General features: G+C 73.6%; 22 protein-coding genes. 12 read left to right on the top strand and 10 right to left on the bottom strand.

The annotated features are described in order from the left end of the window. The first annotated feature begins 190 nt into the window (after positions 1 to 190). Entirely contained in the window at positions 191 to 2,602 is a 2,412-nt protein-coding gene (locus ACQEU6_RS43570; RefSeq protein WP_499339661.1) for a HelD family protein, read from the top strand. Here ACQEU6_RS43570 and ACQEU6_RS43565 read toward each other — a convergent pair. Further along, positions 2,585 to 3,292, bottom strand: a complete 708-nt coding sequence (locus ACQEU6_RS43565; protein WP_499339660.1) for a FadR/GntR family transcriptional regulator — start codon at positions 3,290 to 3,292, stop codon at positions 2,585 to 2,587. The genes ACQEU6_RS43570 and ACQEU6_RS43565 overlap by 18 nt on opposite strands. A gap of 512 nt (positions 3,293 to 3,804) precedes the next feature. Between ACQEU6_RS43565 and leuA the strand changes: the two genes are divergently transcribed. Continuing rightward, positions 3,805 to 5,481 (top strand): 2-isopropylmalate synthase, encoded by a 1,677-nt coding sequence (gene leuA, locus ACQEU6_RS43560; RefSeq protein WP_499340544.1) that lies wholly within the window; start codon positions 3,805 to 3,807, stop codon positions 5,479 to 5,481. Here the strand turns inward: leuA and ACQEU6_RS43555 are convergent. Next, entirely contained in the window at positions 5,459 to 5,665 is a 207-nt protein-coding gene (locus tag ACQEU6_RS43555; protein ID WP_499339659.1) for a DUF4236 domain-containing protein, read from the bottom strand. The two genes, leuA and ACQEU6_RS43555, sit on opposite strands and share 23 nt — an antisense overlap. A gap of 243 nt (positions 5,666 to 5,908) precedes the next feature. Between ACQEU6_RS43555 and ACQEU6_RS43550 the strand changes: the two genes are divergently transcribed. Continuing rightward, positions 5,909 to 7,849 (top strand): Xaa-Pro dipeptidyl-peptidase, encoded by a 1,941-nt coding sequence (locus ACQEU6_RS43550; protein WP_499339658.1) that lies wholly within the window; start codon positions 5,909 to 5,911, stop codon positions 7,847 to 7,849. Positions 7,850 to 7,911: 62 nt separating this feature from the next. On the opposite strand, the gene ACQEU6_RS43545 is transcribed toward ACQEU6_RS43550, so the two are convergent. Beyond that, positions 7,912 to 8,682 (bottom strand): MBL fold metallo-hydrolase, encoded by a 771-nt coding sequence (locus ACQEU6_RS43545; RefSeq protein ID WP_499339657.1) that lies wholly within the window; start codon positions 8,680 to 8,682, stop codon positions 7,912 to 7,914. Positions 8,683 to 8,864: 182 nt separating this feature from the next. Beyond that, positions 8,865 to 9,947, bottom strand: a complete 1,083-nt coding sequence (locus tag ACQEU6_RS43540) for a DNA polymerase domain-containing protein (RefSeq protein ID WP_499339656.1) — start codon at positions 9,945 to 9,947, stop codon at positions 8,865 to 8,867. Positions 9,948 to 10,011: 64 nt separating this feature from the next. On the opposite strand from ACQEU6_RS43540, the gene msrB reads away from it, so the two are divergent. Both msrB and ACQEU6_RS43530 read left to right on the top strand, forming a co-directional pair. Next, complete coding sequence (gene msrB, locus ACQEU6_RS43535; protein ID WP_499339655.1) at positions 10,012 to 10,413, top strand: peptide-methionine (R)-S-oxide reductase MsrB; 402 nt, start codon at positions 10,012 to 10,014, stop codon at positions 10,411 to 10,413. A gap of 70 nt (positions 10,414 to 10,483) precedes the next feature. Then, positions 10,484 to 11,062: a TIGR04222 domain-containing membrane protein gene (locus ACQEU6_RS43530; RefSeq protein ID WP_499339654.1), complete on the top strand. Its 579-nt coding sequence runs from the start codon at positions 10,484 to 10,486 to the stop codon at positions 11,060 to 11,062. Here the strand turns inward: ACQEU6_RS43530 and ACQEU6_RS43525 are convergent. Both ACQEU6_RS43525 and ACQEU6_RS43520 read right to left on the bottom strand, forming a co-directional pair. Continuing rightward, positions 11,059 to 11,637 (bottom strand): hypothetical protein, encoded by a 579-nt coding sequence (locus tag ACQEU6_RS43525; protein ID WP_499339653.1) that lies wholly within the window; start codon positions 11,635 to 11,637, stop codon positions 11,059 to 11,061. The genes ACQEU6_RS43530 and ACQEU6_RS43525 overlap by 4 nt on opposite strands. A 152-nt stretch (positions 11,638 to 11,789) precedes the next feature. Then, on the bottom strand, positions 11,790 to 12,827 hold the full coding sequence (locus ACQEU6_RS43520) for an alpha/beta hydrolase (protein ID WP_499339652.1): 1,038 nt from the start codon (positions 12,825 to 12,827) through the stop codon (positions 11,790 to 11,792). Positions 12,828 to 12,898: 71 nt separating this feature from the next. On the opposite strand from ACQEU6_RS43520, the gene ACQEU6_RS43515 reads away from it, so the two are divergent. Beyond that, positions 12,899 to 13,432, top strand: a complete 534-nt coding sequence (locus ACQEU6_RS43515) for a MarR family winged helix-turn-helix transcriptional regulator (RefSeq protein WP_499339651.1) — start codon at positions 12,899 to 12,901, stop codon at positions 13,430 to 13,432. A gap of 176 nt (positions 13,433 to 13,608) precedes the next feature. On the opposite strand, the gene hemQ is transcribed toward ACQEU6_RS43515, so the two are convergent. Both hemQ and hemG read right to left on the bottom strand, forming a co-directional pair. Next, positions 13,609 to 14,307, bottom strand: coding sequence for a hydrogen peroxide-dependent heme synthase (gene hemQ / locus ACQEU6_RS43510; protein ID WP_499339650.1), 699 nt, complete (start codon positions 14,305 to 14,307; stop codon positions 13,609 to 13,611). Then, positions 14,304 to 15,737: a protoporphyrinogen oxidase gene (gene hemG, locus ACQEU6_RS43505; protein WP_499339649.1), complete on the bottom strand. Its 1,434-nt coding sequence runs from the start codon at positions 15,735 to 15,737 to the stop codon at positions 14,304 to 14,306. Before hemG ends, hemQ begins: the two co-directional genes overlap by 4 nt. A gap of 127 nt (positions 15,738 to 15,864) precedes the next feature. Between hemG and ACQEU6_RS43500 the strand changes: the two genes are divergently transcribed. Further along, entirely contained in the window at positions 15,865 to 16,983 is a 1,119-nt protein-coding gene (locus ACQEU6_RS43500) for a hypothetical protein (RefSeq protein WP_499339648.1), read from the top strand. A 77-nt stretch (positions 16,984 to 17,060) separates the two neighbouring features. Then, positions 17,061 to 18,044 carry a DUF4349 domain-containing protein gene (locus ACQEU6_RS43495; RefSeq protein WP_499339647.1) on the top strand — a complete coding sequence of 328 codons (984 nt, stop codon included), beginning with the start codon at positions 17,061 to 17,063 and terminating at the stop codon, positions 18,042 to 18,044. Here the strand turns inward: ACQEU6_RS43495 and hemE are convergent. Then, a complete protein-coding gene (hemE, locus tag ACQEU6_RS43490; RefSeq protein ID WP_499340542.1) occupies positions 18,041 to 19,057 on the bottom strand; it encodes a uroporphyrinogen decarboxylase in 1,017 nt (338 codons plus the stop codon). The genes ACQEU6_RS43495 and hemE overlap by 4 nt on opposite strands. A 226-nt stretch (positions 19,058 to 19,283) precedes the next feature. Here hemE and ACQEU6_RS43485 point away from each other — a divergent pair, with 226 nt between their 5' ends. The 4 genes from ACQEU6_RS43485 (at position 19,284) to efeU (ending at position 22,589) form a co-directional block, all read left to right on the top strand. Further along, positions 19,284 to 19,496 carry a hypothetical protein gene (locus ACQEU6_RS43485; RefSeq protein ID WP_499339646.1) on the top strand — a complete coding sequence of 71 codons (213 nt, stop codon included), beginning with the start codon at positions 19,284 to 19,286 and terminating at the stop codon, positions 19,494 to 19,496. A 151-nt stretch (positions 19,497 to 19,647) separates the two neighbouring features. Beyond that, positions 19,648 to 20,214, top strand: coding sequence for a DUF3000 domain-containing protein (locus tag ACQEU6_RS43480; RefSeq protein WP_499339645.1), 567 nt, complete (start codon positions 19,648 to 19,650; stop codon positions 20,212 to 20,214). A gap of 220 nt (positions 20,215 to 20,434) precedes the next feature. After that, positions 20,435 to 21,634 (top strand): HRDC domain-containing protein, encoded by a 1,200-nt coding sequence (locus ACQEU6_RS43475; protein ID WP_499340540.1) that lies wholly within the window; start codon positions 20,435 to 20,437, stop codon positions 21,632 to 21,634. A gap of 91 nt (positions 21,635 to 21,725) precedes the next feature. Beyond that, the gene (gene efeU / locus ACQEU6_RS43470) at positions 21,726 to 22,589 is read left to right on the top strand and encodes an iron uptake transporter permease EfeU (protein ID WP_499339644.1); all 864 of its coding nucleotides are present in this window, start codon (positions 21,726 to 21,728) and stop codon (positions 22,587 to 22,589) included. Positions 22,590 to 22,596: 7 nt separating this feature from the next. On the opposite strand, the gene ACQEU6_RS43465 is transcribed toward efeU, so the two are convergent. Beyond that, positions 22,597 to 22,959: a hypothetical protein gene (locus ACQEU6_RS43465; RefSeq protein ID WP_179836235.1), complete on the bottom strand. Its 363-nt coding sequence runs from the start codon at positions 22,957 to 22,959 to the stop codon at positions 22,597 to 22,599. Between the last annotated feature and the right edge of the window lie 9 nt (positions 22,960 to 22,968).

Raw genomic sequence — 22,968 nt, 5'->3', positions numbered from 1 at the left:
GTGCTGCTCGCCGGACAGCCTCACGAAGATCGATGACCGGGGGGTTCCGCGCGGATGACGCCCGCCACAACAGAGACGATCTTTTGGTCGGCGCCAGAAGATCTCGCGGAGCGCGCAGGGGATGCTAGACTTCCAAGTCGCAAACGCGCATAAAGATACTCCACCCTATGAATAGGAGTGTAGTCGAGGCATGGGACTTCGTCAAGCGGGCGCTGTCAACCCCGGACGGGAAGAAAAGGCGGCGCGGGCCGCGGTGCGCGTCGAGCAGGAGTACGTGTCCCGCGTGTACGCGCGGCTCGACGACGAGCGGGACAGGACCGCGCTCGCGCTGCGCGAGGGTCCGGCGGCGGGCGGCGGCGCCGCGTTCCAGGCGCGGGTCGAGAGCGCCATCGCCACCGACGAGGCGGCACGGCGGCTCGTCCAGTTGAACGCCGTCGAGCACGGCCTGTGCTTCGGGCGCATCGACCACCGCGCGGACGCCGACGGCGCCGGCGACACCTTCTACATCGGCCGCATCGGCCTGCGCGACGAGGACCACGAGCCCCTCCTGATCGACTGGCGCGCCGCCGCGGCCCGGCCGTTCTACACCGCCACGCCGGGGGCGCCCGGCACGCTCGCGCGCCGCCGCCACCTGCACCTGCGCCACCGCGAGGTCGCCCGGCTGGACGACGAGGTCTTCGACCTGGAGGGCCTGGAGGAGTCCGAGCGCGGCGGCATCGTCGGCGAGGCCGCCCTGCTCGCCACCCTCCGCCGCGGCAGGACGGGCCGCATGAGCGACGTCGTCGCGACCATCCAGGAGGAGCAGGACCAGGTCATCCGCTCCGGTCTCCAGGGGGTGCTGGTCGTCCAGGGCGGGCCCGGCACCGGCAAGACGGTCGCGGCCCTGCACCGGGCCGCCTACCTGCTCTACACGCACCGCGACGTCCTGGAGCGGCGCGGCGTCCTCATCGTGGGCCCGAACGCCACGTTCCTGCGCTACATCGAGCAGGTGCTGCCCGGTCTGGGCGAGACGGACGTCGCCCTCGCCACGGTCGGCCAGCTGTACCCGGGGCTCAGGGCGACGGCCGCCGACACGCCCGCGGCGGCCGTCGTCAAGGGCGGCCTGCGCATGGCCGGTCTCGTGGAGGCCGCCGTCCGCGACCGGCAGCGCGTCCCGGCCGGGGGCCTGCGCGTCGAGGCCGACGGCCTCACCCTGGTCGTGGACGACGAGAAGTGCGAGCGGATCCGGGAGCGCGCCCGCGCCCTGCGCGCGCCGCACAAGATCCAGCGGCGGCGCTTCGTCCACGACATGCTGGAGGCGCTCGCCTTCGACCGGGCCGAGCAGTTCGACCGCATCATGGACGAGCCGCTCGAAGAGATCGCCAAGTCCGGCGGGCTGCCCGGCTGGCTGCAGGAGCTGATCGACGAGGCCGAGGACGAGCCCCTTCTGGACGAGACGGACCTCCGCCTGGCCAAGGAGGCCCTCTGGCAGGACCCGGCCGTCAGGTCCGCCCTGGACGACCTCTGGCCCGACCTGACGCCCGAGCGGCTGCTCACCGACCTGTACTCCTCCCCCGAGGCGGTGGCGCGCGCGGGCGCCGAGGCCGGCCTCTCCCCCGGCGAGTGCGAGCTCCTGCACCGCCCGCCCGGCTCGCCGTGGACGGTCTCCGACGTCCCCCTGCTGGACGAGGCCGCCGAACTCCTCGGCAGGGACGACTCCGCCGACCGGGCCCGCGCGCGTGCGGAGCGGGCCGCGCTCGCCGACGAGGAGCGCTACGCCCGCGAGGTCATGCAGACCACCGACGGCACCGAGATGATCCTGGCGAGCGACCTGATCTCCGCGAGCGAACTGGCCGAGCGCCACCACGACGGCGGACCGCGCCTCACCACCGCCCAGCGCGCCATGGCCGACCGCGAGTGGGCCTACGGGCACGTCATCGTGGACGAGGCGCAGGAGCTCTCGGAGATGGCCTGGCGGACCGTGATGCGCCGCGTCCCGACGCGCTCCCTCACGGTGGTCGGCGACATCGCCCAGACCGGCAGCGCGGCCGGCGCGGCCTCGTGGGGCCAGATGCTCGACCACTACGTCCCGGGCCGGTGGCGCGAGCAGCGCCTCATGGTCAACTACCGCACCCCGGCCGCCATCATGAAGGTCGCCGCGGACGTCCTCGCCGCCGTCGCCCCGGACCAGACGCCGCCCGAACCGGTCCGCGACGACGGGCCGCCGCCGGCCGCGGTCGCGCTGCCGGTCGCCGAGCTGCCGTCCCTCGTCCGCTCGGAGCTGGCCCTGGTGACCGGCGGGCAGGACATCGGCGGCGCCTTCAAGGAGGGCCGCCTCGCCGTCATCGCCTCGGCGGCGCGCCACGCCGGCGTCCTGCGGGCCCTCCCGGACGCGGCGGTCGGCGCCACCCCCGAGGCCCTGGACTCGCCGGTGGTGGTCCTGACCGCGGAGGAGGCCAAGGGCCTGGAGTTCGACTCGGTCGTCGTCGTCGACCCGTCGGGGATCCTCGGCGAGTCCGCCAAGGGCGGGCAGGACCTCTACGTCTGCCTCACCAGGGCCACCCGCCGCATGACGGTCGTCCACGACGGCGACCTGCCGCCTCTCCTAGCGGCCCTGGAGTAGGCCGGTCAGGGTCCGGTCGAGCTCGGCCCGGACGGCGTCGCGCGCGGCCGCCGGGTCCTGGGCGCGGACCGCCTCGACCAGGCCGGCGTGGGCGGCCCGGCCGTGGGCGTCGTCGGCCGCGCGGACGTCGACCAGGGAGGCGAGGTCGAGCAGGCCGTCGCGCAGGACGGGCACGAACCCGGCGAACAGGTCGGCGAGGACCGGGTTGTGCGCGGCCGCGACGACGGCGGCGTGCAGGGCGATGTCGGCGTCGATGAACGCCTCGACGCCGGGCCCGGCGCCTGCGCCGGGCAGGGCCGCGTCGCGGTCGGCGAGCGCCCGGTCGAGGTCGGCGAGGTCGTCCGGCGTGCGGCGCTCGGCGGCCAGCTCGGCGGCGCGGACCTCCAGCATGGCGCGGATCTCGTAGACGTCGGCGACGGAGGCGCGGCGGAGCCGGGCGGGCCAGTCCTCGGCCGGCTCCGTCGCGGTGACGAAGACGCCCGCGCCCTGCCGGGCCTGGACGAGACCCGCCCCGGCCAGGGCGCGCAGGGCCTCGCGGACGGTGGAGCGGCCCACGCCCAGTTCCGCGGCCAGTGTCGTCTCGCCGGGCAGCCGCGTTCCGACGGGCCAGGCGCCGGCGGCGATCTGGTCGCGCAGGCGCTGCGCGGCCTGCTCGACGAGCGGGCTGGGGCGGAGCGGGCCGAGCGGCATCGGGAGTCCTCCGGGGACGGCGGCGGGCCTCCAGTGTTTCAAAAGTCCCGGCCCACTCCGCTCGCCTGGCGGCTGTGTTCATTCAGTCCCGGCCCACTCGCTCGCCTGGCGGCTCGCTGCGTGACCGGTACTGGACGAACGCGGCATCGCTCCGCGATCTGCCCGGCTCCGCTCGCCTCCGGCTTCGCTCCACCGGGCAGCTCCCGCGTTCGCGCGCGTGACCCAGGGCACTTCGAAACACGTCCTCAGGCCACTCAGCTTGTCCGAGGAGCTGAGGTGTGATGAGGTGGGCGGCATGTCGTGGCGGGGCCTTCTCCTCGGTCGCCGCGGCGGGGCCTGATCCAGACCGGCACCCCGCCGCGGGGTCCGGTGCTGCCGGTCGTCCCGGCGATCGATCGAGGAACAGGCCCATGAACGTCCCGACCCCGCGCACGCGCTTCTCCGCGTTGCGCACCCCGTCCGGCCCGGTGGCGGACGGGGCGCCCTTCTGGAACCCCCAGCGCGGCAGCTCCATGCCGTTCCACCGGTACCGGTCCGTCCACGAGCGGGTGCCGTCGCCCGTACCGGACGTCGAGCGCACCTGGCCGTCCAGGCGCGTCGAGAGCGCGCCCCTGTGGGTGCCCGTCGACCTGCGGGACGGCAACCAGGCTCTGGCCGAGCCCATGGACACCGCCCGCAAGCGCCGCATGTTCGACCTGCTCGTGACGATGGGCTTCAAGGAGATCGAGGTCGGGTACCCCTCGGCCAGCCGGACCGACTTCGACTTCGTCCGGCACCTGGCCGAGGCCGGCGTGCCGGACGACGTGACGCCCGTGGTGTTCACCCCCGCGCGCAGGGAGCTGATCGAGCGGACGTTCGCCTCCGTCGAGGGGCTGCCCCGGGCCGTCGTCCACCTGTACACGGCGACGGGGCCGGTGTGGCGGAACGTGGTGCTCGGGTCGGGCCGGGACGGGGTGCGTCGGCTGATCCTGGACGGCGCGGCCGACGTGGCCCGGCTCGCCGGGCCGAACGTGCGGTTCGAGTTCTCCCCCGAGACCTTCAACGTCACCGAACCCGACTACGCGCTGGAGGTGTGCGACGCGGTCACCGCGCTGTGGGGCGCCTCCCCGGACCGCCCGGTGATCCTGAACCTGCCGGCCACGGTCGAGATCGCCACCCCGAACGTGTACGCCGACCAGATCGAGTACATGCACCGCAACCTGGCCCGGCGCGACGCGGTCATCCTGTCGGTCCACCCGCACAACGACCGCGGGACGGGCGTCGCGTGCGCGGAGCTGGCGGTGCTCGCCGGCGCGCAGCGGGTCGAGGGGTGCCTCTTCGGCAACGGGGAGCGGACGGGCAACGTCGACCTGGTCACGCTGGCGCTGAACCTGCACGCGCAGGGCGTCGACCCGCGGATCGACTTCTCCGACATCGACGAGATCCGGCGGACGGTCGAGCACTGCAACCGGCTGCCCGTCCACGAGCGGCACCCGTACGGCGGCGACCTGGTGTACACCGCCTTCTCCGGTACCCACCAGGACGCGATCGGCAAGGGCATGGCCCGCCACGCGCGCCTGGCCGGGGAGCGGGGCGTGCCGCCGGAGCGGCTGCCGTGGGACGTGCCGTACCTGCCGATCGACCCGGCCGACGTCGGGCGCGGGTACGAGGCGGTCATCCGCGTGAACAGCCAGTCCGGGAAGGGCGGCGTCTCCTACCTGCTGCGCACGGCGCACGGGCTCGACCTGCCGCGCCGCCTGCAGATCGAGTTCTCCCAGGTGGTGCAGCGGGCGACGGACGGCAGCGGCGAGGAGGTCACGGCGGAGGAGTTGGGGGAGCTGTTCCGGGCCGAGTACCTGGACCGGCCGGGCCCGGTCGAGGTGACCGGATGGCGGACCTCCAGCGCCGGTCCCGCGCGGCACGACTTCACCGGCGTCGTCCGGGTCGGCGGCGACGCGGGCGAGCACACCGGCACGGGCGACGGCCCGCTGGACGCCCTGACCGGCGCGCTGGCCTCCGCCGGGATCAAGGTGGACGTCCTGCGGTACGCCGAGCACTCGGCCGGGAGCGGGCGGGACGCCGTGGCCGTCGCCTACGCCGAGTGCCGCGTGGACGGCGCGACCCGCTGGGGCGCGGGTCGCGACACGTCCGTGCTCACCGCGTCGGTGGAGGCCGTCCTGTCGGCGGTCAACCGCGCGAAGAGCGGCTAGAGGACTTCAGGGACCGCCTCCACGACAGGCCGGTCCCGGGGACGCGCAACGTCATCTGGCGGCGCCCGTCCGCCGAGCGGGTGTAGCGGGCTCCGCGCGCTCCGACGCTGTGCCCGACGCCCTTCTTGGAGAAGTTGAGACGGAACGGGCCCATCTTGAGTGATTTCCGATAGCTCCAACCCATGGGGCGGGGGTGCCCGGCCGGCGCGCCGGGCATCCCCGCGAGCCGTTCCCGGACGCCCGAAATCCGCAATAAGGACATTTCCATCCAGGCAAGAGCAGGACGTGACCAAAACCGGACCGTCTTCGTCGCGCACCGCCCTTTACCCGTGGCGTCCGGGCGAGGAGCCTGTGCCCCGTCGGAGATCATTTTCCTGTTCGGAGGTGCGGGTTGGCCAGGCGATCCCTGAGACGAACCCGGCGGACCATGGCGGTGGCCGTGCTGACCGGCGCGGCGCTCGCCGGCGCGGGCGGCGGCGCGACGGCACTGGCCGGGACGTCCCCCAAGATCGTGGTGAGGGGCGGGGTCACCCAGCCCGTCTTCTCCTACAAGGACGCGATCCGCGAGCACGTCTACGTCGAGTCCGGCGTGGACAGCGACCTGGACGGCAAGAAGGACCGGGTCAACGTGGACATCATCCGGCCGAAGGAGACCGAGCACGGTCTGCGGGTGCCGGTGATCATGGACGAGAGCCCCTACTACGACAACGCGGGGCGCGGCAACGAGAGCGAGCGCAAGACCTACGACGCGAACGGGAACCCGGTGAAGTTCCCGCTCTACTACGACAACTACTTCGTGCCGCGCGGCTACGCGTTCCTCGCCGTGGACATGGTCGGGACGACCCGCTCCGACGGCTGCCCGGTCAGCGGCGGCCCGACCGACGTCCTCGGCGGCAAGGCCGTCGTCGACTGGCTCAACGGGCGCGCCCGCGCCTACCGGCCGGACGGCAGCCCGGTGAAGGCGACCTGGACGACCGGCCGCACCGGAATGATCGGCAAGTCCTACGACGGGACGCTCGCCAACGGCGTGGCGGCCACCGGCGTCGAGGGGCTGGAGACGATCGTCCCCATCTCGGCGATCAGCAGCTGGTACGACTACAGCCGGATGAACGGCGTGAAGTACACCGACGACGAGCAGCCGTGGCTCGCCGACTACGTCGACACCGACCCGCCCGCCAAGTGCGCGGCCGTCAACGCGGGACTGGACGAAGGCGAGGACGACGCGACCGGCGACTACAACGCCTACTGGAAGACCGCCGACTACCGGGACGGGACGATCGCGCGTGCCTCCCGGGTCCGCGCGAGCATCTTCGCCGCCCACGGCGTCAACGACCTGAACGTCAAGGACGACCACTTCGCCAAGTGGTGGAGCGCCCTCTCGCGGCGCGGCGTCCAGCGCAAGGTCTGGCTGACGCAGCGCGGTCACGTCGACCCGTTCGACACCCGGCGGGACGCGTGGGTGTCGACCCTGCACAGGTGGTTCGACCACGAACTGCAGAAGGTGCCCAACGGCATCATGAGCGAGCCGCGCGCCGACATCGAGGTCGGGCCGGACCAGTGGATCACCCAGCGGGACTGGCCGTCCCGGGACGCGCGCGGCGTCGTCCTGCGCCCCGGCGCGGACGGCTCCCTCGGCCTGAAGCCGGCCGCGGCGGGCGCGACCGCCACCTTCACCGACGCCGCCGGACCCGAGGGCGCGGGCTACCCGGAGGAGGCGATGGTCGCCGATCCCACGGCGGCGCGGCCCTACCGGACGGCGTTCGTGTCGGCGCCGCTGCCGAAGACCGGCCGCGTGTCCGGCACCCCGGACGCCCGGTTGGGGATCAAGGTGGACGGACCCACGTCGAACATCACCGCGCTGCTCGTCGACTACGGCGAGGACACCCGCGTCGACTACCTCGGCGCGGGCTCCGGCATCCGGACCCTGACCACCGAGGACTGCCACGGTGAGAGCACGCCCGCCGACGACGCCTGCTACAGGCGGACCGAGGTCACGACGGTCGCCTCCCCGGTCAACGTCGTCGCCCGGGGGTGGCTCGACGCGCAGAACCACCGGTCGCTGAGCAAGCCCGAGCCGCTGAAGTCCGGCCGTTACTACACCGTCTCCTGGCAGACGCTCAGCCAGGAGTACCTGCTGAAGAAGGGGCACCGGCTGGCGCTCGTCCTCGCGGGCACGGACGCGGACTACAACTTCGACACGCCCACCGGCGCCCAGGTGACGGTCGACCTGCGCGGCAGCTCCGTCTCCGTCCCGGTCGTCGCGGCCGGGGAGGACGTGAACACGCTGGTCGCCCCGGCGCCCGGCGCGACCACCTGGCGGGGCCCGTCCGAGGTCAGCCTGCCCGTCCAGGAGCGCAGGCTCTACTGATCCCCTGACACGCCGACCCGGCCGTGAGGCCCGCCGCCCCCGGGTGGCGGGCCTCACTCACGTCACGACGCGACGCTCTCGCCGACTCCGAGAAGGTGGAGGCGATCCGTCAGCCCGGCCTTCTCGAAGGCCGGCGCCAGGGTGTCGCGGCCCTGGGAGAAATGCGCCCAGCCCTCGAAGTGCAGCGGGACGATCCGGGCGGCGCCCAGGATGCCGGCGGCCTCGGCCGCGCCCTCGCTGGTCAGGGTGAGATAGGCGTCGCCGACGAGCGGGGTCCGGGCGCCGCCGGCGAAGAGCACGGCGACGTCGAACGGGCCGAACCGCCCGGCGACGGCCCGGACCACGTCGAGGGACGCGTTGTCGCCGCTCACATAGACCGTGGGCAGGCCCTCGCCGGAAAGGACGAAGCCGGTGACCGGGCCCGTCAGATGCTCGGTGCCGTCCGGACCGTGCTGGGCGGGGACACCGGTGACGCGGAGCGTCCCGCCGTCCGGGCGGGGCAGCTCGGTGTGCTCCCAGTTCGGCAGCGCGCGGGCGGTGCCGCCGAGGCGTCCGGCGGCGGCCTCCGTCGTCAGGGTCAGCGCGACCCCGGCCAGATAGGCGCGGCCGCCCGCGTCCAGGTTGTCAGGGTGCTGGTCGTGGGACAGCAGCACCGCGTCGACCGGGCCGACGTCGCCGGGGCCGAGCACCGGCTCGGCGGTCTTGGTCAGCTTCCGCGACCCCATCGGGTAGTCGCCGGGCGGGTCGAACGTGGGGTCGAGGACGAGCCGCACGCCCGCGATCTCCAGGATCGCGCTCGGCCCCCCGAGATACCGGATGGTCAGTGTGGACATCGCTCCGCCTCAGGTCCGACCGGCTGCCACCTCGTGCAAGATCGGCCCCAGGGCGGAAATTCCCCGGGCCTGTCTCCCAGTGGCCTTGGCCACGCTCGCGAACGCGATGCCGCCTTCGCCCAGGCACGGTCACGTAGCGAGCCGCCAGGCGAGCGAAGTGGGCCGGGCCTGTGAGAAACCGCCTAAGGGTCGCCCGCGTCCTTGCTGGGCTGGACGCGCTTGGGCTCGCCGGGCATCTTCGGGTAGTTCGGCGGGTACGGCATGTCGCCGAGGCCGTGGTCCTTCTCGTCGCGGTCGGCCATGTCGAGGAGGGCCTCCAGGGAGAAGGACGCGTCGTCGATCGAGGCGTGCAGGTCGCCCACCTCGGCGAAACGGGCGGGCATCGTGGCGATGGTGAAGTCGCGCGGGTCGGCGTCCGGCAGCTCCTCCCAGGTCAGGGGAGCCGACACCGGGGCGTGCGGGGCCGGCCGGACGCTGTAGGCCGAGGCGATCGTGCGGTCGCGGGCGTTCTGGTTGAAGTCGATGAAGACCTGCTCGCCCCGCTCCTCCTTCCACCACTTCGTGGTGACCTCGGCGGGGGCGCGGCGCTCCACCTCGCGGCCGAAGGCGAGGGCGGCCCGGCGGACCTCGGTGAACGTCCAGCGCGGCTCGATGCGGACGTAGATGTGCACGCCGCCCTTGCCGGACGTCTTCACGAACCCGGTGTAGCCCAGCTCGGCCAGCAGGTCGCGGGCGGGGCCGAGCGCCACCCGGACGGCGTCGGAGAAGTCGGTGCCGGGCTGCGGGTCGAGGTCGATGCGCAGCTCGTCGGGATGGTCGACGTCGCCCTTGCGGACGGGCCACGGGTGGAAGGTCAGCGTCCCGAGGTTGGCCGCCCAGGCGATCACGGCGACCTCGGTCGGGCAGACCTCGTCGGCGGAGCGCCCGCTGGGGAACGCGATCCGGGCGGTCCGCACCCACTCGGGCGCGCCCTTCGGGATGCGCTTCTGGTAGAACGCGTCGGACTTCCCGGCGCCCATGCCCGCCTGGCCGCGCGCGTAGTCCTCGCGGGTGGCCATCCTGGCGCCCTCGAAGACCCCGGCGGGCCAGCGTTCCAGCGTCGTCGGGCGGTCGCGGGTGGCGCGCAGGATCCCCTCTCCCACGGCCAGGTAGTACTCCACGAGCTGCCGCTTGGTGTAGCCGTGCTCGGGGAAGTAGACCTTGTCGGGATTGGTCACCTTGACGAGCCGATCCCCGACCGGGATCTCGATGAAGGGCGAGGCCATGAACGCACGTTAACCCACGGGCACGACAGTCTTCCCGCGCGCCGCCGCCGGGTACGGTCGAACCATGGAGAAGATCCGCAGAAGCGAGGACGAGTGGCGGGCCCGGCTCGGCCCGGAGGAGTACCACGTGCTCCGGGAGGCGGGCACCGAGAAGCCCTTCACCGGCGAGTACACCGACACCAAGACCGTCGGCGTGTACCGGTGCCGCGCGTGCGGGACGGAGCTGTTCCGGTCGGAGACCAAGTTCGAGAGCCACTGCGGCTGGCCGTCGTTCTTCGCGCCGTCCGACTCCGACGCGGTCACGCTGATCGAGGACGGCTCGCTCGGCATGGTCCGCACCGAGGTCCGCTGCGCGGTGTGCGACTCGCACCTGGGGCACGTCTTCCACGGCGAGGGCTACGACACCCCGACCGACGACCGCTACTGCATCAACTCGATCTCCCTCACCCTCGAACCCGCCGAATGACGCAACCTCCCCGGGCCCTGACGCGTCACATTGACGAACAGCAGTGACGGTCAGCCCCCGGGGAGTCGCCGTGGACGAGTTCACCCCCTACGAGACCGCCTTACTCTGCGGCGGGCCCACCCGCGCCGCGCAGTGCGCGCTGCTCGCCCTCTACGGAAAGCGCCGCGTGCGGGTCTCGCGGGGCACGCGCCGCGTCACCGTCGTCGAGCGCCAGGCGGACGATCCGGTCCAGGCCGCGCTTCTCGACGAGGTCCCCGACACCGGCTTCCAGCTCGGCCCCGTCCTCGACGCGGTCGCCGGGTCGGATGACGTGGCCGCCATCGCGGGCGGACTGGTCGAGAGGGGCCTCCTGCGCAGGGCGTTGCGCGGCCGGCTCCGCCCGACGCGCAAGGGGAGGGCGGCCCGGCGCAGGCTTCGCGAGGCCCCGGCGCCGGACGCGGTCACCAGGCTCGCCGCCGTGGGCACGGCCGCCGTCGAGGACGCCAAGCTCCGCCAGGTCATGGAGATGGACAACCCCAAACCGCTGGACCTGCCCAACGACCGGGCCCTGAACGGGGGCAACCGGAACACCGAGAAGAGCCGTCTGTCCGACACGCAGTACTCGGGCTACGCCTACGACGCCTGGGACAACGGGTCCGGCAACTACTAGGGGGTCTCGGAGACCTCGCAGGTGTCCTTGTCGCTCTGCTTGTTGGCCAGGACGACGCTGCCGTTGTCGTCGCTCTTGCCGTGGACGAAGACGCGGGGCTCGTCGTCGCCGCCGTCCTTGAGGAACTGGGTCGTCCACTTGCAGAGGTCGATGGCCGGCTCGGAGTTCTCGTCGCCCTCGCCGAGGTCGGTGTAGACGCGCACGAAGCTGCCGCTGCGGCGGACGTCGGTGACGTGCTTGACGACCTTCTTGCCGGGGTCCTTCGTCTCGAAGTACGGCATCGCGTCGGTGATCTCGTCGGGGTCGGCGGCGGCCGCGACGCGCTCGTTCGGGGACGGGGCGGTGGCCGTGCGGGCGGCGACGGCGGCGCGGGGCGCGGGCCCCGAGCCGCCGGGCAGCACCAGGACGGCGACGGCCGCGAGCACCGCGGCCGTCGCGGTCACCGCGCCGACGAGGCCCAGCCGGCGCCGCCGGGAGCCGCGCGGGAGCGCGATCAGGCGGTGCAGGCGGACCGAGATTTCGGACGGCGGCCGGGCGTGCCGTCCGCGGGCGTGCCGGGCGGGAGACTTGGTCACGGACGGCACTTTACTGCCGTCCGCCCCCGCCCTACGCGCGATCCGGAATAGCGGCGGCGCCGCGGGGCGCCGAGGACGGTCATATTGCGGGCGAGCAAGGAGATTTCGACGGTTCACCGGTGAACCGACGGGCCCACCGGTGAACCGGCGGCTCATCCGCCGGGAGTCAGGCGGTGGGCGAGCCAGGCGACGGCCTGGGGCTGGCGGTACTCGACCGCGTAATGGCCGCCCTCGAAGAGTTCGAAGTGGACGGTCTCCGGCGGTACGCCCGCCTGATCCACGGCGTCGCGGAAGGCCAGCGCGCCGAGGTCCAGGAACCATTCGTCGCGGGTTCCCGCGTCGATCCAGATGGCCCGCATGGACCGCAGCGCCCCGGCGTGCGCGGGCGCCATCCGGACCGGGTCCCACTCCAGCCAGCGCTCCCAGATCAGCGGCCTCAGCGCTCCGGTGACCGGGTCGAAGGGCAGCAGCGGCGTGCCGTCGGCGTCGGGAGAGAAGCACGCGGACACCCCGAGGATCTCCAGGAGCCGCATGTCCTCCTCCTTGGTGAAGGCGACCCGGGAGCGGAAGTCGTCCCACCAGGAGAAGATGTCGCCGCCGTAGGCGCGCAGGTGCCGTGCGGCCCACAGGAAGTGGGGGATGTACTGGGCCTCCGACAGGGAATCGCCGGAATGGGCGGCGAAGGCGCCGAACAGGTCGGGCCTCAGCATCGACGTGACCATGGCGCCCAGGCCCCCGCTGGACTTCCCGGCGATGGCGCGGTGGTCGCGGGCGGCGAGCGTCCGGTAGCGGGCGTCCACCCAGGGGACGATCTCCTCGCAGAGGTAGGAGTGGTACCGGCCCGTTCCGGCCGAGTCGACGAACTGGCTGCCGCCATAGGCCGTCCAGGCGTCCACGAACACCAGGATCGCGGGCGGCGCCGCGCCGCTCGCGAACAACTCGTCGACGGCGACGGGCACGGGCTTGCGGTAGGCGGTGGGCGCTCTGCTCCAGGCCTCCAGTTTTCCGGTGAAGCCCAGAAGCATGTAGACGGCCGGGTAGCGGCGTTCGGGCTCGTCGTCGTAGCCGGGGGGCGTGTAGACCCACAGCGGCCTGCGGTGCGGGTCTCCCAGGGGATTGCCGCGGAGCAGTTCGCTGTCGAGGGTGTGCTCGTCGATCCTGCCGGCGAGGTCTGCGGGCCAGAGGGGCATGCGGCCTCCTGATCTCGGGGGCGCCGAAATTACTACGGAATCATAATATTTGCAATGATAGTATTCCGACGGTGAAGGAGACCGCGACGGACTCGATCGACCGGCACATCGCCTACTGGACCGCCGAACTGCCCGACCTCGATCCCCACGTCGAAGGCGCGGTGACCCGGATGCAGGTCCTCGTGCGGCACCTGCGGCAGGACACGGAGGCCGGGCTCGCGAAGCACGGCCTCGAAGGGTGGGAGTACGACATCCTGTGGCGGCTGCGCTCGGTCGGACCGCCCTACCGGGCCGCCCCCACCTGGCTGGCCGAAGCCCTGGGCACCCACCCGGCCACGCTCACCGGCAGGCTGAACCGGCTGGAGAAGGACGGCCGCATCGCGCGCGCGCCCGACCCCGCCGACCGCCGGCGCCTCCTGGTCCACCTGACGGGCCAGGGGCACCGGGCCTGGCGGGAGACGATCGGGGACCGGGCGGCCACGGAGCACGCCATCCTGGACGTGCTCACCGGCGCCGAACGCGAGCGGCTCGCCGGCCTGCTGCGCAAAGTCGTCCTCGCCGTCGAGGACGGCGGGCCGGACCTCATGCCGCCCGCCGTCACCTGACCGCTGTGTTTTTTACAGGCCCGGCCCACTTCGCTCGCCTGGCGGCTCGCTACGTGACCGGGCCTGGGCGAACGCGGCATCGCTTCGCGATCCGCCCGGTTCCGCTCGCCTCCGGCTTCGCTCCACCGGCCAGGTCACGCGTTCGCGCGCGTGACCGAGGCCACGTCGAACAGGCGCTAGGCCAGGCCGGCGACCAGTTCGGCGACCGGCTTGCGGCGGCCGGTGTAGAACGGCACTTCCTCGCGGGTGTGCAGGCGGGCCCTCGCGCCCCGCAGGTGCCGCATCAGGTCGACGATGCGGTGCAGCTCGTCCGCCTCGAAGGCCAGCATCCACTCGTAGTCGCCCAGCGCGAACGCCGACACCGTGTTGGCCCGGACGTCGGGGTAGTCGCGCGCCATCTTCCCGTGCTCGGCGAGCATCGCGCGGCGCTCCTCGTCCGGCAGCAGGTACCACTCGTAGGAGCGGACGAACGGGTACACGCACACGTAGGCGCGGGGCTCCTCGTCGGCGAGGAACGCCGGGATGTGGCTCTTGTTGAACTCCGCCGGGCGGTGCAGCGCCATCTGCGACCACACCGGCTCGCTGGCCCGCCCCAGCGCCGTCCGCCGGAACCGGGTGTAGACCTCCTGGAGGTCGTCGGACGTGGGCGCGTGCCACCAGAACATGTAGTCGGCGTCGGCCCGCAGGCCCGCGACGTCGTAGGCGCCGCGGGTGGTGACGTCCTTCTGGGCGGCCTGGTCGAGGAGGTCCTGCACCTCCGACGCCGCCTGCTCGCCCACCGTCCCCGAGCTCGCGACCCGGAACACCGACCACATGGTGTAGCGGATGACGTTGTTGAGTTCGCGCGCCTTCGGCTTGCCCGGCTGCTCGGTCATGGTCCAACTCCTTCTCGACTGCGCAAATGGTCCAGGACGCGGAGCGCCGCCGCGCGGGCGGAGGCGATGCACGCGGGGATGCCGAGGCCGTCGTAGGCGGCGCCCGCGACGGCCAGCCCCGGCGCTCCGGCGACCGCGGCCCGGACCTTGGCCACGCGGTCGGCGTGGCCCACGTTGTACTGCGGGAGGCCGCCGCCCCACCGGGTCACCCGGCTCTCGACGGGCAGCTCGGCGACGCCGCACGTCGCGGCGAGCTCGGCCATGGCGGTCGCGGCGAGCTCCTCGTCGGTCCGCTGGAGCGCGTGCTCCTCGCCGTGCCGCCCGATGGAGCAGCGCACCGCGATGACGCCCGGGTCGCGGTCGCGCAGGTGCGGCCACTTCAGCGAGCTGAACGTGACGGCCTTGACCCCCCGGCCGCCGCGGGCGGTGTCGCTCTCCACGTTCGGGACGAGGTAGCCGCTGCCCTCCGGGAGCCGGGGGAACGCGGTGGCCCGGTAGGCGAGCGTGATGATCGCCATGCTGGCGTACTCGACGCCGCCGAGCTCCCGCGCGGCGGCGGGCACGTCCGGCTCCAGCAGCCGCGACGCCGGGGCCGCCGGCACCGCGACCACCACCGCGTCGGCGTCGAGGTACTCGGGGGCGCGGGTCGGGCCCACGGTCAGCCGCCAGCCGTCCTCGCGGCGGCGCAGCTCACGGACCGTCGCGCCGGTCCTGACCGTCCCGCCGGCCTCGGCGATGTCGGCGGCGACCAGGTGCGGGAGCGTGCCGAGCCCGTCCGGCAGCGTGGCGAACACCGGGCCCGGGTTCTGTGGCGCGGCGTCCCTGATGCCCTGCACGGCGTTGATCAGCGATCGCTCGGAGCGCGCGGCGGCGGCGACGGCGGGCAGCGTGGACTCGAAGGACAGCCGCTCGGCCCGTCCCGCGTACACGCCGCCGAGCAGCGGCTCCACGAGCCGGTCGACGACCTCGGCGCCGAGGCGGGCGCCGACGTAGGCGGCGACGGACACGTCCCCGCCGCGCGGCGTCTCCGGCAGCACGAGGTCGAGCGGGACGCGGGCGAGCCCGGCCGGCGACAGCACGTGCGAGGCGGCCAGCGCCTTCAGGTCGGACGGGACGCCCATGACCTGGCCGGACGGGATGGGCCGCAGCGCGCCGCGGCTGAGGATCCCCGAGGACGTGGTGCCGGGGTTCACCAGGTCGCCGGAGCGGCCGAGGTCGCGCACCAGGTCGAGGCCCTCGGGACGGCGGGCGAGCATCGACTCGGCGCCCTCGTCCACCGGGATCCCGGCGATCTCGCTGACCCGCAGCTTCCCGCCGATCCGGGAGGCGCCCTCCAGGACCGTCACCCGGACGCCCTCCCGGACGAGCATGCGCGCGGCGGCGAGGCCCGCGATGCCGCCCCCGACGACAACGGCATGGGACGTGGTCATGCCCCCAGCCTTCCAGACGCCTCGCCGGATCGCGCATCGGGGCGGGCCCGGCGCCGCGCCCGGCGCCCCGGTTTTTTGTCGCGGAGATGACAAGATCCCAAGACTGCGCCAGTGAATACTGGCAACCATGATGCCTCGGAAGACCTCCGCCCTCCTCACGGCGGCCCTGACGGCCGGAGCGCTCGCGGCCGGAGCGCTCGCGCCGCCCGCGTCGGCCGCGGTCCGCGGCGGGTTCACGCCGGTCCCGCTGCCGTTCTTCTGGCCGAACAACAGCCTCTACGACGTCGCCGCCGCCTCCCCCGACAGCGTCTGGATCGCCGGGAACCAGGGGGAACTGACGATCCCCGGCCCGATCCCGGGAACCGGGCAGAGCATCCCCGGCAACCCCGTCGTCCGGCGCTGGAAGGACGGCCGCTGGGTCGAGTACGAGCTGCAGAACCTGTCCAGCCGCGGCACCGTCGTCGACGTCGACGCCGTGGCCCCCGAGGACGTGTGGATCACCGGCCCGAAGTACGGCTCGGGCGACGGCGGGACGATGACCCCCTACCTGGCGCACTTCACCGGATCGCGGTTCGAGCAGCTGGCGCTGCCGCCCGGCGTCCGCGGCGCGAGCCTCCAGGCGAGGGCCGACGGCGTCTGGATCGGCACCGACGCCGACGTCTACCGCCGGACGGGCGACTCCTGGAAGCACATCACCGCGATCCCGGACATGCAGCAGTACACGTCCTACATCCGGGCGGACGACGACATCTGGTTCCTCGGCACCGTCTCCCGCACCGACCAGACCCTCGTCGCGCACCACTGGGACGGGCGATCCTGGCAGAGCGTCCCCGTGCACGAGCCCGTGCCCGGGACCGGCTTCACCGACATGATCGCCCTCTCCCCCACGGACGCCTGGGCCACCGGCATCAGCTACCGCACCTCCCCGGCCTCGCCCGTCCTGATGCACTGGGACGGCACGGCCTGGACCGGCGTCACCCCGCCGCCCGGCCTCAACGGGCTCTCCAGGATCGTCCAGGGCGAGGACGGGACGCTGTGGGCGCTCGGGCACTCGCTCGACGATGCGGCCAAGCCCGGCCTGCTCCGCTTCAGCGGCGGCGTCTGGGAGCGCGTCCCGACCACCGCCGTGCCCAACCGGAGCAACGTCAACGCGACCGCGCTCGCCGTCGTCCCCGGCACCGGCGCCCTGTGGACGCTCGGGTCGGTGAACATCGGCGGGCCGGTCGTCCTCACCGACGGCCCGTGATCACCGCGTGCCCGCTTCGTGCCCGGATCGCGACCGCCTCCGGGGAACGGTGATCCGTTCCGCCCCGTCCAAGCCCCATGCGGATCGTCAGGAGCATCACCTGCGCACTGGTCGTCCTGCCGCTGGCCGGGGGCATGGCCGCGTGCGGAGGCGGCGGCGACCACTCCTCCGGGGCGTCGGACTCCGCGCCCCGGGGCGTGGCCACCGCGCCGGCCCTCCCGGGCGGCGCCCTGCGCGCCGAGGGCGCCCCGCAGAGCGGGAAGGCCGGTGCCGTGGCCGCGCCCCTGCCCACCGGGCGCGAGGTCGTCCACACGGCCGACCTGCGGGTGCGGGCCGGGGACGTGGAGGCCGCCGCCGCCAAGGCCAAGCAGCTGGTCGCCGCGGCGGGCGGCTACGTCGAGCGGGAGTCGACGTCGAGCGACCCGGCCCGCTCGGAGATCGCCCTCAAGATCCCCGCTGACCGGTACGCCGAGGTGCTGGGCCGGCTCGGCGCCGAGCTCGGCACGAAGCTGTCGCTCGGCCAGCGGGCCGAGGACGTCACGGGCGAGGTGGCCGACGTCGACGCGCGGGTGCGGTCGGCGAAGGCCGCCCTGGAGTCGTACCGCAAGCTGCTCGACCGGGCGGGCTCCGTCAGCGAGATCATGAGCATCGAGCAGGAGATCTCCGAGCGGGAGGCCGACCTGGAGGCGCTCCAGGCGCGGCAGAAGTCGCTCGCCCACCGCACGCGGTTCGCGACCGTGACGGTGACGCTCGTGAGCAGGGCCGCGCCGCCCGACAGGGACGAACCCCGCGGCGGGTTCGTCGGCGGGCTGGAGAACGGCTGGCACGCGTTCACGGCGTTCGTCGGCGGCGTCGCCGCCGTGCTGGGCTGGCTGCTGCCGTTCCTCGTCGCGGCCGCAGTGATCGGGCTGCCGGCGCTGGCCCTGCGCCGCCGGATGCGCGCCCGGTCCGCGGCTCGGCGCGCCGACTCTGTGCCGGCCCCGGAGGAGGCGCCGGAACCGGAGTACGCGAAGGCCGCCGCCGGCGCGGGCGAGGGGCCCCCGCAGGGGCCGCCCGCCTAGCCCGGGTCTTCGGTGCTCGCCTCGTGGACGAGGTCGGCGAGGCGGGCCAGCACGTCCGGGTCCATGGACGGCAGGACGCCGTGGCCCAGGTTGAAGACGTGCCCCTCGGCGGTGCGGCCGCGGGCCAGCACGTCGCGGGCGCGGCGCTCCACGATCTCCCACGGCGCGAAGAGGACCGCCGGGTCGAGGTTGCCCTGCAACGCCTTGCCCGGCTCGACGCGGCTGACGGCCTCGTCGAGCGGCACCCGCCAGTCGACGCCGACGACGTCCGCCCCGGCCTCGCCCATCAGGCCGAGCAGCTCACCCGTCCCGACGCCGAAGTGGATGCGCGGGACGCCGAGCGGCTCGATCTCGGCGAAGATGCGGCGGGCGTGGGGCAGGACCGACTCGCGGTAGTCCTGCGCGGCGACGGCGCCGACCCAGGAGTCGAAGACCTGCACGGCGCTCGCGCCGGCCGCGATCTGCACCTTCAGGAACGCGATCGTGAGGTCGGCCAGCCGCTCCATGAGCCGGTTCCACAGCTCCGGCTCGCCGTACATCATCGCCTTGGTGCGCTCCTGGTTCTTGGACGGGCCGCCCTCGATCAGGTAGGAGGCGAGCGTGAACGGGCCCCCCGCGAACCCGATCAGCGGCGTCGCGCCCAGCTCGCCGACCAGGCCCTGCACGGCCTCGGTCACGTACGGGACGTCGTCGGGCGAGAGGGGGCGCAGGACGTCAAGGCCCGCCGCGTCGCGGATCGGGTCGGCGATGACCGGGCCGACGCCGGGCTTGATGTCGAGGTCGACGCCGACCGCCCGGAGCGGCACCATGATGTCGCTGTAGAAGATCGCGGCGTCCACGCTGTACCGGCGCACCGGCTGCATCGTGATCTCGACGATCATGTCAGGGCGGGCGCACGACTCCAGCATCGGGACGCCCTCGCGGATCCGCAGGTACTCCGGCAGCGAGCGCCCCGCCTGGCGCATGAACCAGACCGGCGTGTGCGGCACCGGCCGGCGCCGGCAGGCCAGCAGGAAGGGGCTCTCGGCGAGGCCGCCGTTGTCGGGCGTGCGCGCAGAGTTGTCGTTCGAACGGGCTGCGTCAGCGGTCACGTTGTGATGGTCCCACGAAAAGCCGACGGGAGAGCACCGGAGTGGCGCGTGAGGCGCGACGAACTTCCGGACACGCCGAGCGAAGTCCCGCATTCTGTCACCGGCGCGTGCGAACGTGATGCGTGTCATAGCCGAGGGAGGTTCCCCCTTGTACTGCTTCACCTGCGGTGATGAACGGGTGTTCGAGCAGCCGCCGTGCGAGGACGGGCACGGCGCGGAGTGCCCCGAGCGGGCCTGCGTCGACTGCGGCTCCGCCGTCCTGGTCGGCCTGCCGCCCGCCGTCACCGCCCCGGCCCCCCGACGGGCCTCCGAGACCGCCCGGGCGCGCGGCCGCGCCGCCACCGTGCGGGCCGTGGCCTGACCGGCCCGGCCCCCGAGACGAAACCTGTGCCGTGCCTGCCTCCCCTCCACGCCCACCCGCCGCGTCCTGCGGCCCAGCCACGTCCCGCCGGCACCGGCCCGAGCCGGTGCCCGGCGACCCGACACTTCCCCGCGATCAGGCCGGTCCACCCATGAACCCACCTGCCTTCCAGCGGGCCGTCGACACTCTGCGCGAGATCCTCGACGGGCCCGCCCTCCGGCCGGAGCTCGACCTGGAGGACATGCCCGCCCCGCAGAGCCTGGCGCCGTACGCGGCGGCCATGTCCGGCAGCGTCTACCGCGACGACGACACCGAGGTCGCCATGGGCCGCCTCATCGTGCTCTACGACCCCGACGGCCGCTCCGGCTGGACGAACGGCTTCCGCGTCGTCGCCTACATCCGCGCCGACCTGGAGCCCGACATCGCCGCCGAGGAGCTGATCGGCTCCGTCGCGTGGGACTGGCTGCTGGAGGCCCTGGAGCCCGCCGGCTACGCCGGGGTGTCGGGGACGATCACACGCGCGGTGTCGGAGAGCTTCGGCGACAAGAGCGACGAGCCGTCCACCACGGAGCTCGAACTGCGCGCCTCGTGGTCCCCGACCGGCGACGATCTCACCGGTCACGTGCTGGCCTGGTGCGAGGTGATGTGCACCACGGCGGGGCTTCCGCCGACCGGTGTGGCCGCGCTGCCGGACCGGCCGGACGGCGCGGGCGGCTGAGCGACGTACGGTAGGGGGCGTGAGCACAGCGTCCGAAACCGAGGCGGCGGGGGAGAACACGGAAGAAGTGGGAGTGTCCGAAACGCGCGCCACCGGCCCCGAACGGGACGCCGGTGCGGAGAACACGGCGGTGCCCCCTCCAGGGACCGTTCCCGAACCGGCCGGAGCGGAGCCCGGACCGGCGGGCGCCGAGGCCGACACCGGCCCTCCCGCCGTCCCGCTGCTGGAGCCGCGCGAGGGCGTCCCGCCGGTGCTCACCGCGGCCGCCGACCTGGAACGCGTCATCGCGGCGTTCGCGGCGGGCACCGGCCCCGTCGCGGTCGACGCCGAGCGGGCCTCCGGCTACCGGTACGGGCAGCGCGCCTACCTGATCCAGCTGCGCCGCGCGGGCGCCGGCACGGCGCTGATCGACCCGGTCGCGCTGCCCGACCTGTCCGGGCTCGACGCCGCGCTCGCCGACGCCGAGATGGTGCTGCACGCCGCCAACCAGGACCTGCCGTGCCTGGCCGAGGTCGGGCTGGTCCCGCGCCGGCTGTTCGACACCGAGCTGGCCGGGCGGCTGCTCGGCTACCCCCGGGTCGGGCTCGGCTCCATGGTCGAGAACGTGCTCGGCTTCGTGCTGGAGAAGGGCTACTCGGCGGCCGACTGGTCGACGCGCCCCCTCCCCGACGACTGGCTGCGCTACGCCGCGCTGGACGTCGAGCTGCTGGTCGAGCTGCGCGACGTGCTCCGGGACGAGCTCGACGCGGCGGGCAAGCTGGAATGGGCGCGCGAGGAGTTCGCCGCGATCCTGTCCACGCCGCCGAAGCCGCCGCGTGCGGACCCGTGGCGCCGCACGTCCGGCATCCACCGGGTGCGCAACCGCCGGGCGCTCGCCGCCGTCCGCGAGGTCTGGGAGGCGCGCGACAAGGTCGCCCGGGAGCGGGACCTGTCCCCCGGCCGGGTGCTCCAGGACGCGGCGATCATCGAGCTGGCGCAGAAGTCCCCGAAGACCCCGGCCGAGCTGCAGGCCCTGCCGACGATGCGGGGCCGCGGCGCCCGCCGGCACCAGTCGGCGTGGCTGCGCGCCGTCGCCCGCGCCCGCGAGCTCGGCGAGCGCGCGCTGCCCGAGTCCAACCTGCCCGGCGACGGGCCGCCGCCCGCGCACCGCTGGGCCGACCGCGACCCCGAGGCCGCCAAGCGGCTCACCGCCGCCCGCGCCGTCGTCGCCGCGCTCGCCGACGAGCACTCGATGCCGTCGGAGAACCTCGTCCAGCCCGACTACGTCCGCCGGCTGGCGTGGACGCCCCCGGCGGAGTCGTCGTCGGCCGCGATCGGCGCCGCCCTGCGCGGCCTCGGCGCCCGAGGCTGGCAGGTCCAGCTCACCGCGCAGCCGATCGCCAAGGCGTTCCTGCGCCTCGAAAGCAAAGGTGAGCTGTAGGCCGGACTTGCACGGGGCGGCCGCGAGGCACAGACTGGCTTAGGTTAGGTTTGCCTAAAACGTCCGTGTGATCCCCCCGAGGAGTACGTCGATGCTGCTGGGCAACTTCCTCATCGGCCTGCGTGAGGGGCTCGAGGCCGCCCTGGTCGTGAGCATCCTGATCGCGTACCTGGTGAAGACCGGCAACCGCCGGGCCCTGCTGCCCGTCTGGACGGGCATCGGCGCCGCCGTCGTCCTGGCGTGCGGGTTCGGCGTCGCGCTCAGCGCCGCGTCGTCGGAGATGCAGTTCAAGACGCAGGAGCTGTTCGGCGGCATCCTGTCGATCATCGCGGTCGGGCTGGTCACCTGGATGGTCTTCTGGATGCGCAAGACCGCCCGGTTCATGAAGGCCGAGCTGGAGGGCAGGCTGGAGGGCGCGCTCGACGTCGGCCCGATCGCCCTCGCCGCCGTCGCGTTCCTGGCCGTCGGCCGCGAGGGGCTGGAGACCGCGCTGTTCCTCTGGACGAACATCTCCAACTCCTCCGGCGGGTCCACCCAGCCGATCACCGGCGCGTTCCTCGGCCTCGCCGTCGCCGTCGCCCTCGGCTACCTGCTCTACCGCGGCGGCCTCAAGATCAACCTCAGGCGCTTCTTCACCTGGACGGGCGCCGCGCTCATCGTCGTCGCCGCCGGGGTGTTCGGCTACGGCTTCCACGACCTGCAGGAGGCCGAGGTGTTCCCCGGCCTGCACTCGGTCGCGCTGGAGCCGCACGTCTTCTTCGCCAAGTTCGGCGGCGCCGGCGACTGGATGCAGACCGTCTTCCAGGGCGTCCTGAACGTCACCCCGCAGATCACCTGGCTGCAGCTGGTCATGTGGGCGGCCTACCTGGTGCCGGTGATGGCGCTGTTCCTGCGCAACCCGTCGCCGTCCAAGCCCGCCCCGGCCAAGACCGGCGAGCCGGCGCCGACGTCCTGACGCCCGCTCAGAGATCGGGCAGCGGGTCGCGGGGAAGGCTGTCGCGGGCGAAGACCTCCGCGTCGGCCGCGTTGACGACCGGCACGTACTCGTCGTCCAGCTCGAACACGGCGCCGGCGAACTCGAACGACGCGCCGACGCCCGTCTCCACCGGCCCGATCCGGGTGCCGCGCGGGTAGCTGCCCCAGATGCTCTTCGGCGTGCTGCGGCTCAGCGAGCCGGTGGAGATCACCGCGACCTGGTCGCCGGTGACGACGAAGAGGAAGCCCGCACCGCCGCCGTAGGTCATCGCGGGAAAGATGTAGCGGATCTCCCCGTCGATCCCGAGGAACTCCCTGCATCGCTCGCGGAGCGGGCGTGGCACCGGCATGGCGGTTGA

The sequence above is a fragment of the Spirillospora sp. CA-108201 genome (assembly GCF_050936235.1).
In the GTDB taxonomy this organism is placed as follows: Bacteria; Actinomycetota; Actinomycetes; order Streptosporangiales; family Streptosporangiaceae; genus Spirillospora.
Note: the sequence above shows the minus strand (reverse complement) of the source record. Positions and strands in the feature narration are given on the sequence as shown.

Bases quoted from the DNA above. Each gene is read 5' to 3' on its own strand.
- hemQ (WP_499339650.1), bottom strand. From the start codon at position 14,307: ATGACCGAGCAGCCGGGCAAGCCGAAGGCGCGCGAACTCAACAACGTC.
- ACQEU6_RS43555 (WP_499339659.1), bottom strand. From the start codon at position 5,665: ATGGGTTGGAGCTATCGGAAATCACTCAAGATGGGCCCGTTCCGTCTC.
- ACQEU6_RS43495 (WP_499339647.1), top strand. From the start codon at position 17,061: ATGCGGATCGTCAGGAGCATCACCTGCGCACTGGTCGTCCTGCCGCTG.
- ACQEU6_RS43565 (WP_499339660.1), bottom strand. From the start codon at position 3,292: ATGCCGCTCGGCCCGCTCCGCCCCAGCCCGCTCGTCGAGCAGGCCGCG.
- ACQEU6_RS43480 (WP_499339645.1), top strand. From the start codon at position 19,648: ATGAACCCACCTGCCTTCCAGCGGGCCGTCGACACTCTGCGCGAGATC.
- ACQEU6_RS43545 (WP_499339657.1), bottom strand. From the start codon at position 8,682: ATGTCCACACTGACCATCCGGTATCTCGGGGGGCCGAGCGCGATCCTG.
- ACQEU6_RS43500 (WP_499339648.1), top strand. From the start codon at position 15,865: ATGATGCCTCGGAAGACCTCCGCCCTCCTCACGGCGGCCCTGACGGCC.
- ACQEU6_RS43465 (WP_179836235.1), bottom strand. From the start codon at position 22,959: ATGCCGGTGCCACGCCCGCTCCGCGAGCGATGCAGGGAGTTCCTCGGG.
- leuA (WP_499340544.1), top strand. From the start codon at position 3,805: ATGCCGTTCCACCGGTACCGGTCCGTCCACGAGCGGGTGCCGTCGCCC.
- hemG (WP_499339649.1), bottom strand. From the start codon at position 15,737: ATGACCACGTCCCATGCCGTTGTCGTCGGGGGCGGCATCGCGGGCCTC.
- ACQEU6_RS43550 (WP_499339658.1), top strand. From the start codon at position 5,909: ATGGCGGTGGCCGTGCTGACCGGCGCGGCGCTCGCCGGCGCGGGCGGC.
- ACQEU6_RS43520 (WP_499339652.1), bottom strand. From the start codon at position 12,827: ATGCCCCTCTGGCCCGCAGACCTCGCCGGCAGGATCGACGAGCACACC.
- efeU (WP_499339644.1), top strand. From the start codon at position 21,726: ATGCTGCTGGGCAACTTCCTCATCGGCCTGCGTGAGGGGCTCGAGGCC.
- ACQEU6_RS43570 (WP_499339661.1), top strand. From the start codon at position 191: ATGGGACTTCGTCAAGCGGGCGCTGTCAACCCCGGACGGGAAGAAAAG.
- ACQEU6_RS43540 (WP_499339656.1), bottom strand. From the start codon at position 9,947: ATGGCCTCGCCCTTCATCGAGATCCCGGTCGGGGATCGGCTCGTCAAG.
- msrB (WP_499339655.1), top strand. From the start codon at position 10,012: ATGGAGAAGATCCGCAGAAGCGAGGACGAGTGGCGGGCCCGGCTCGGC.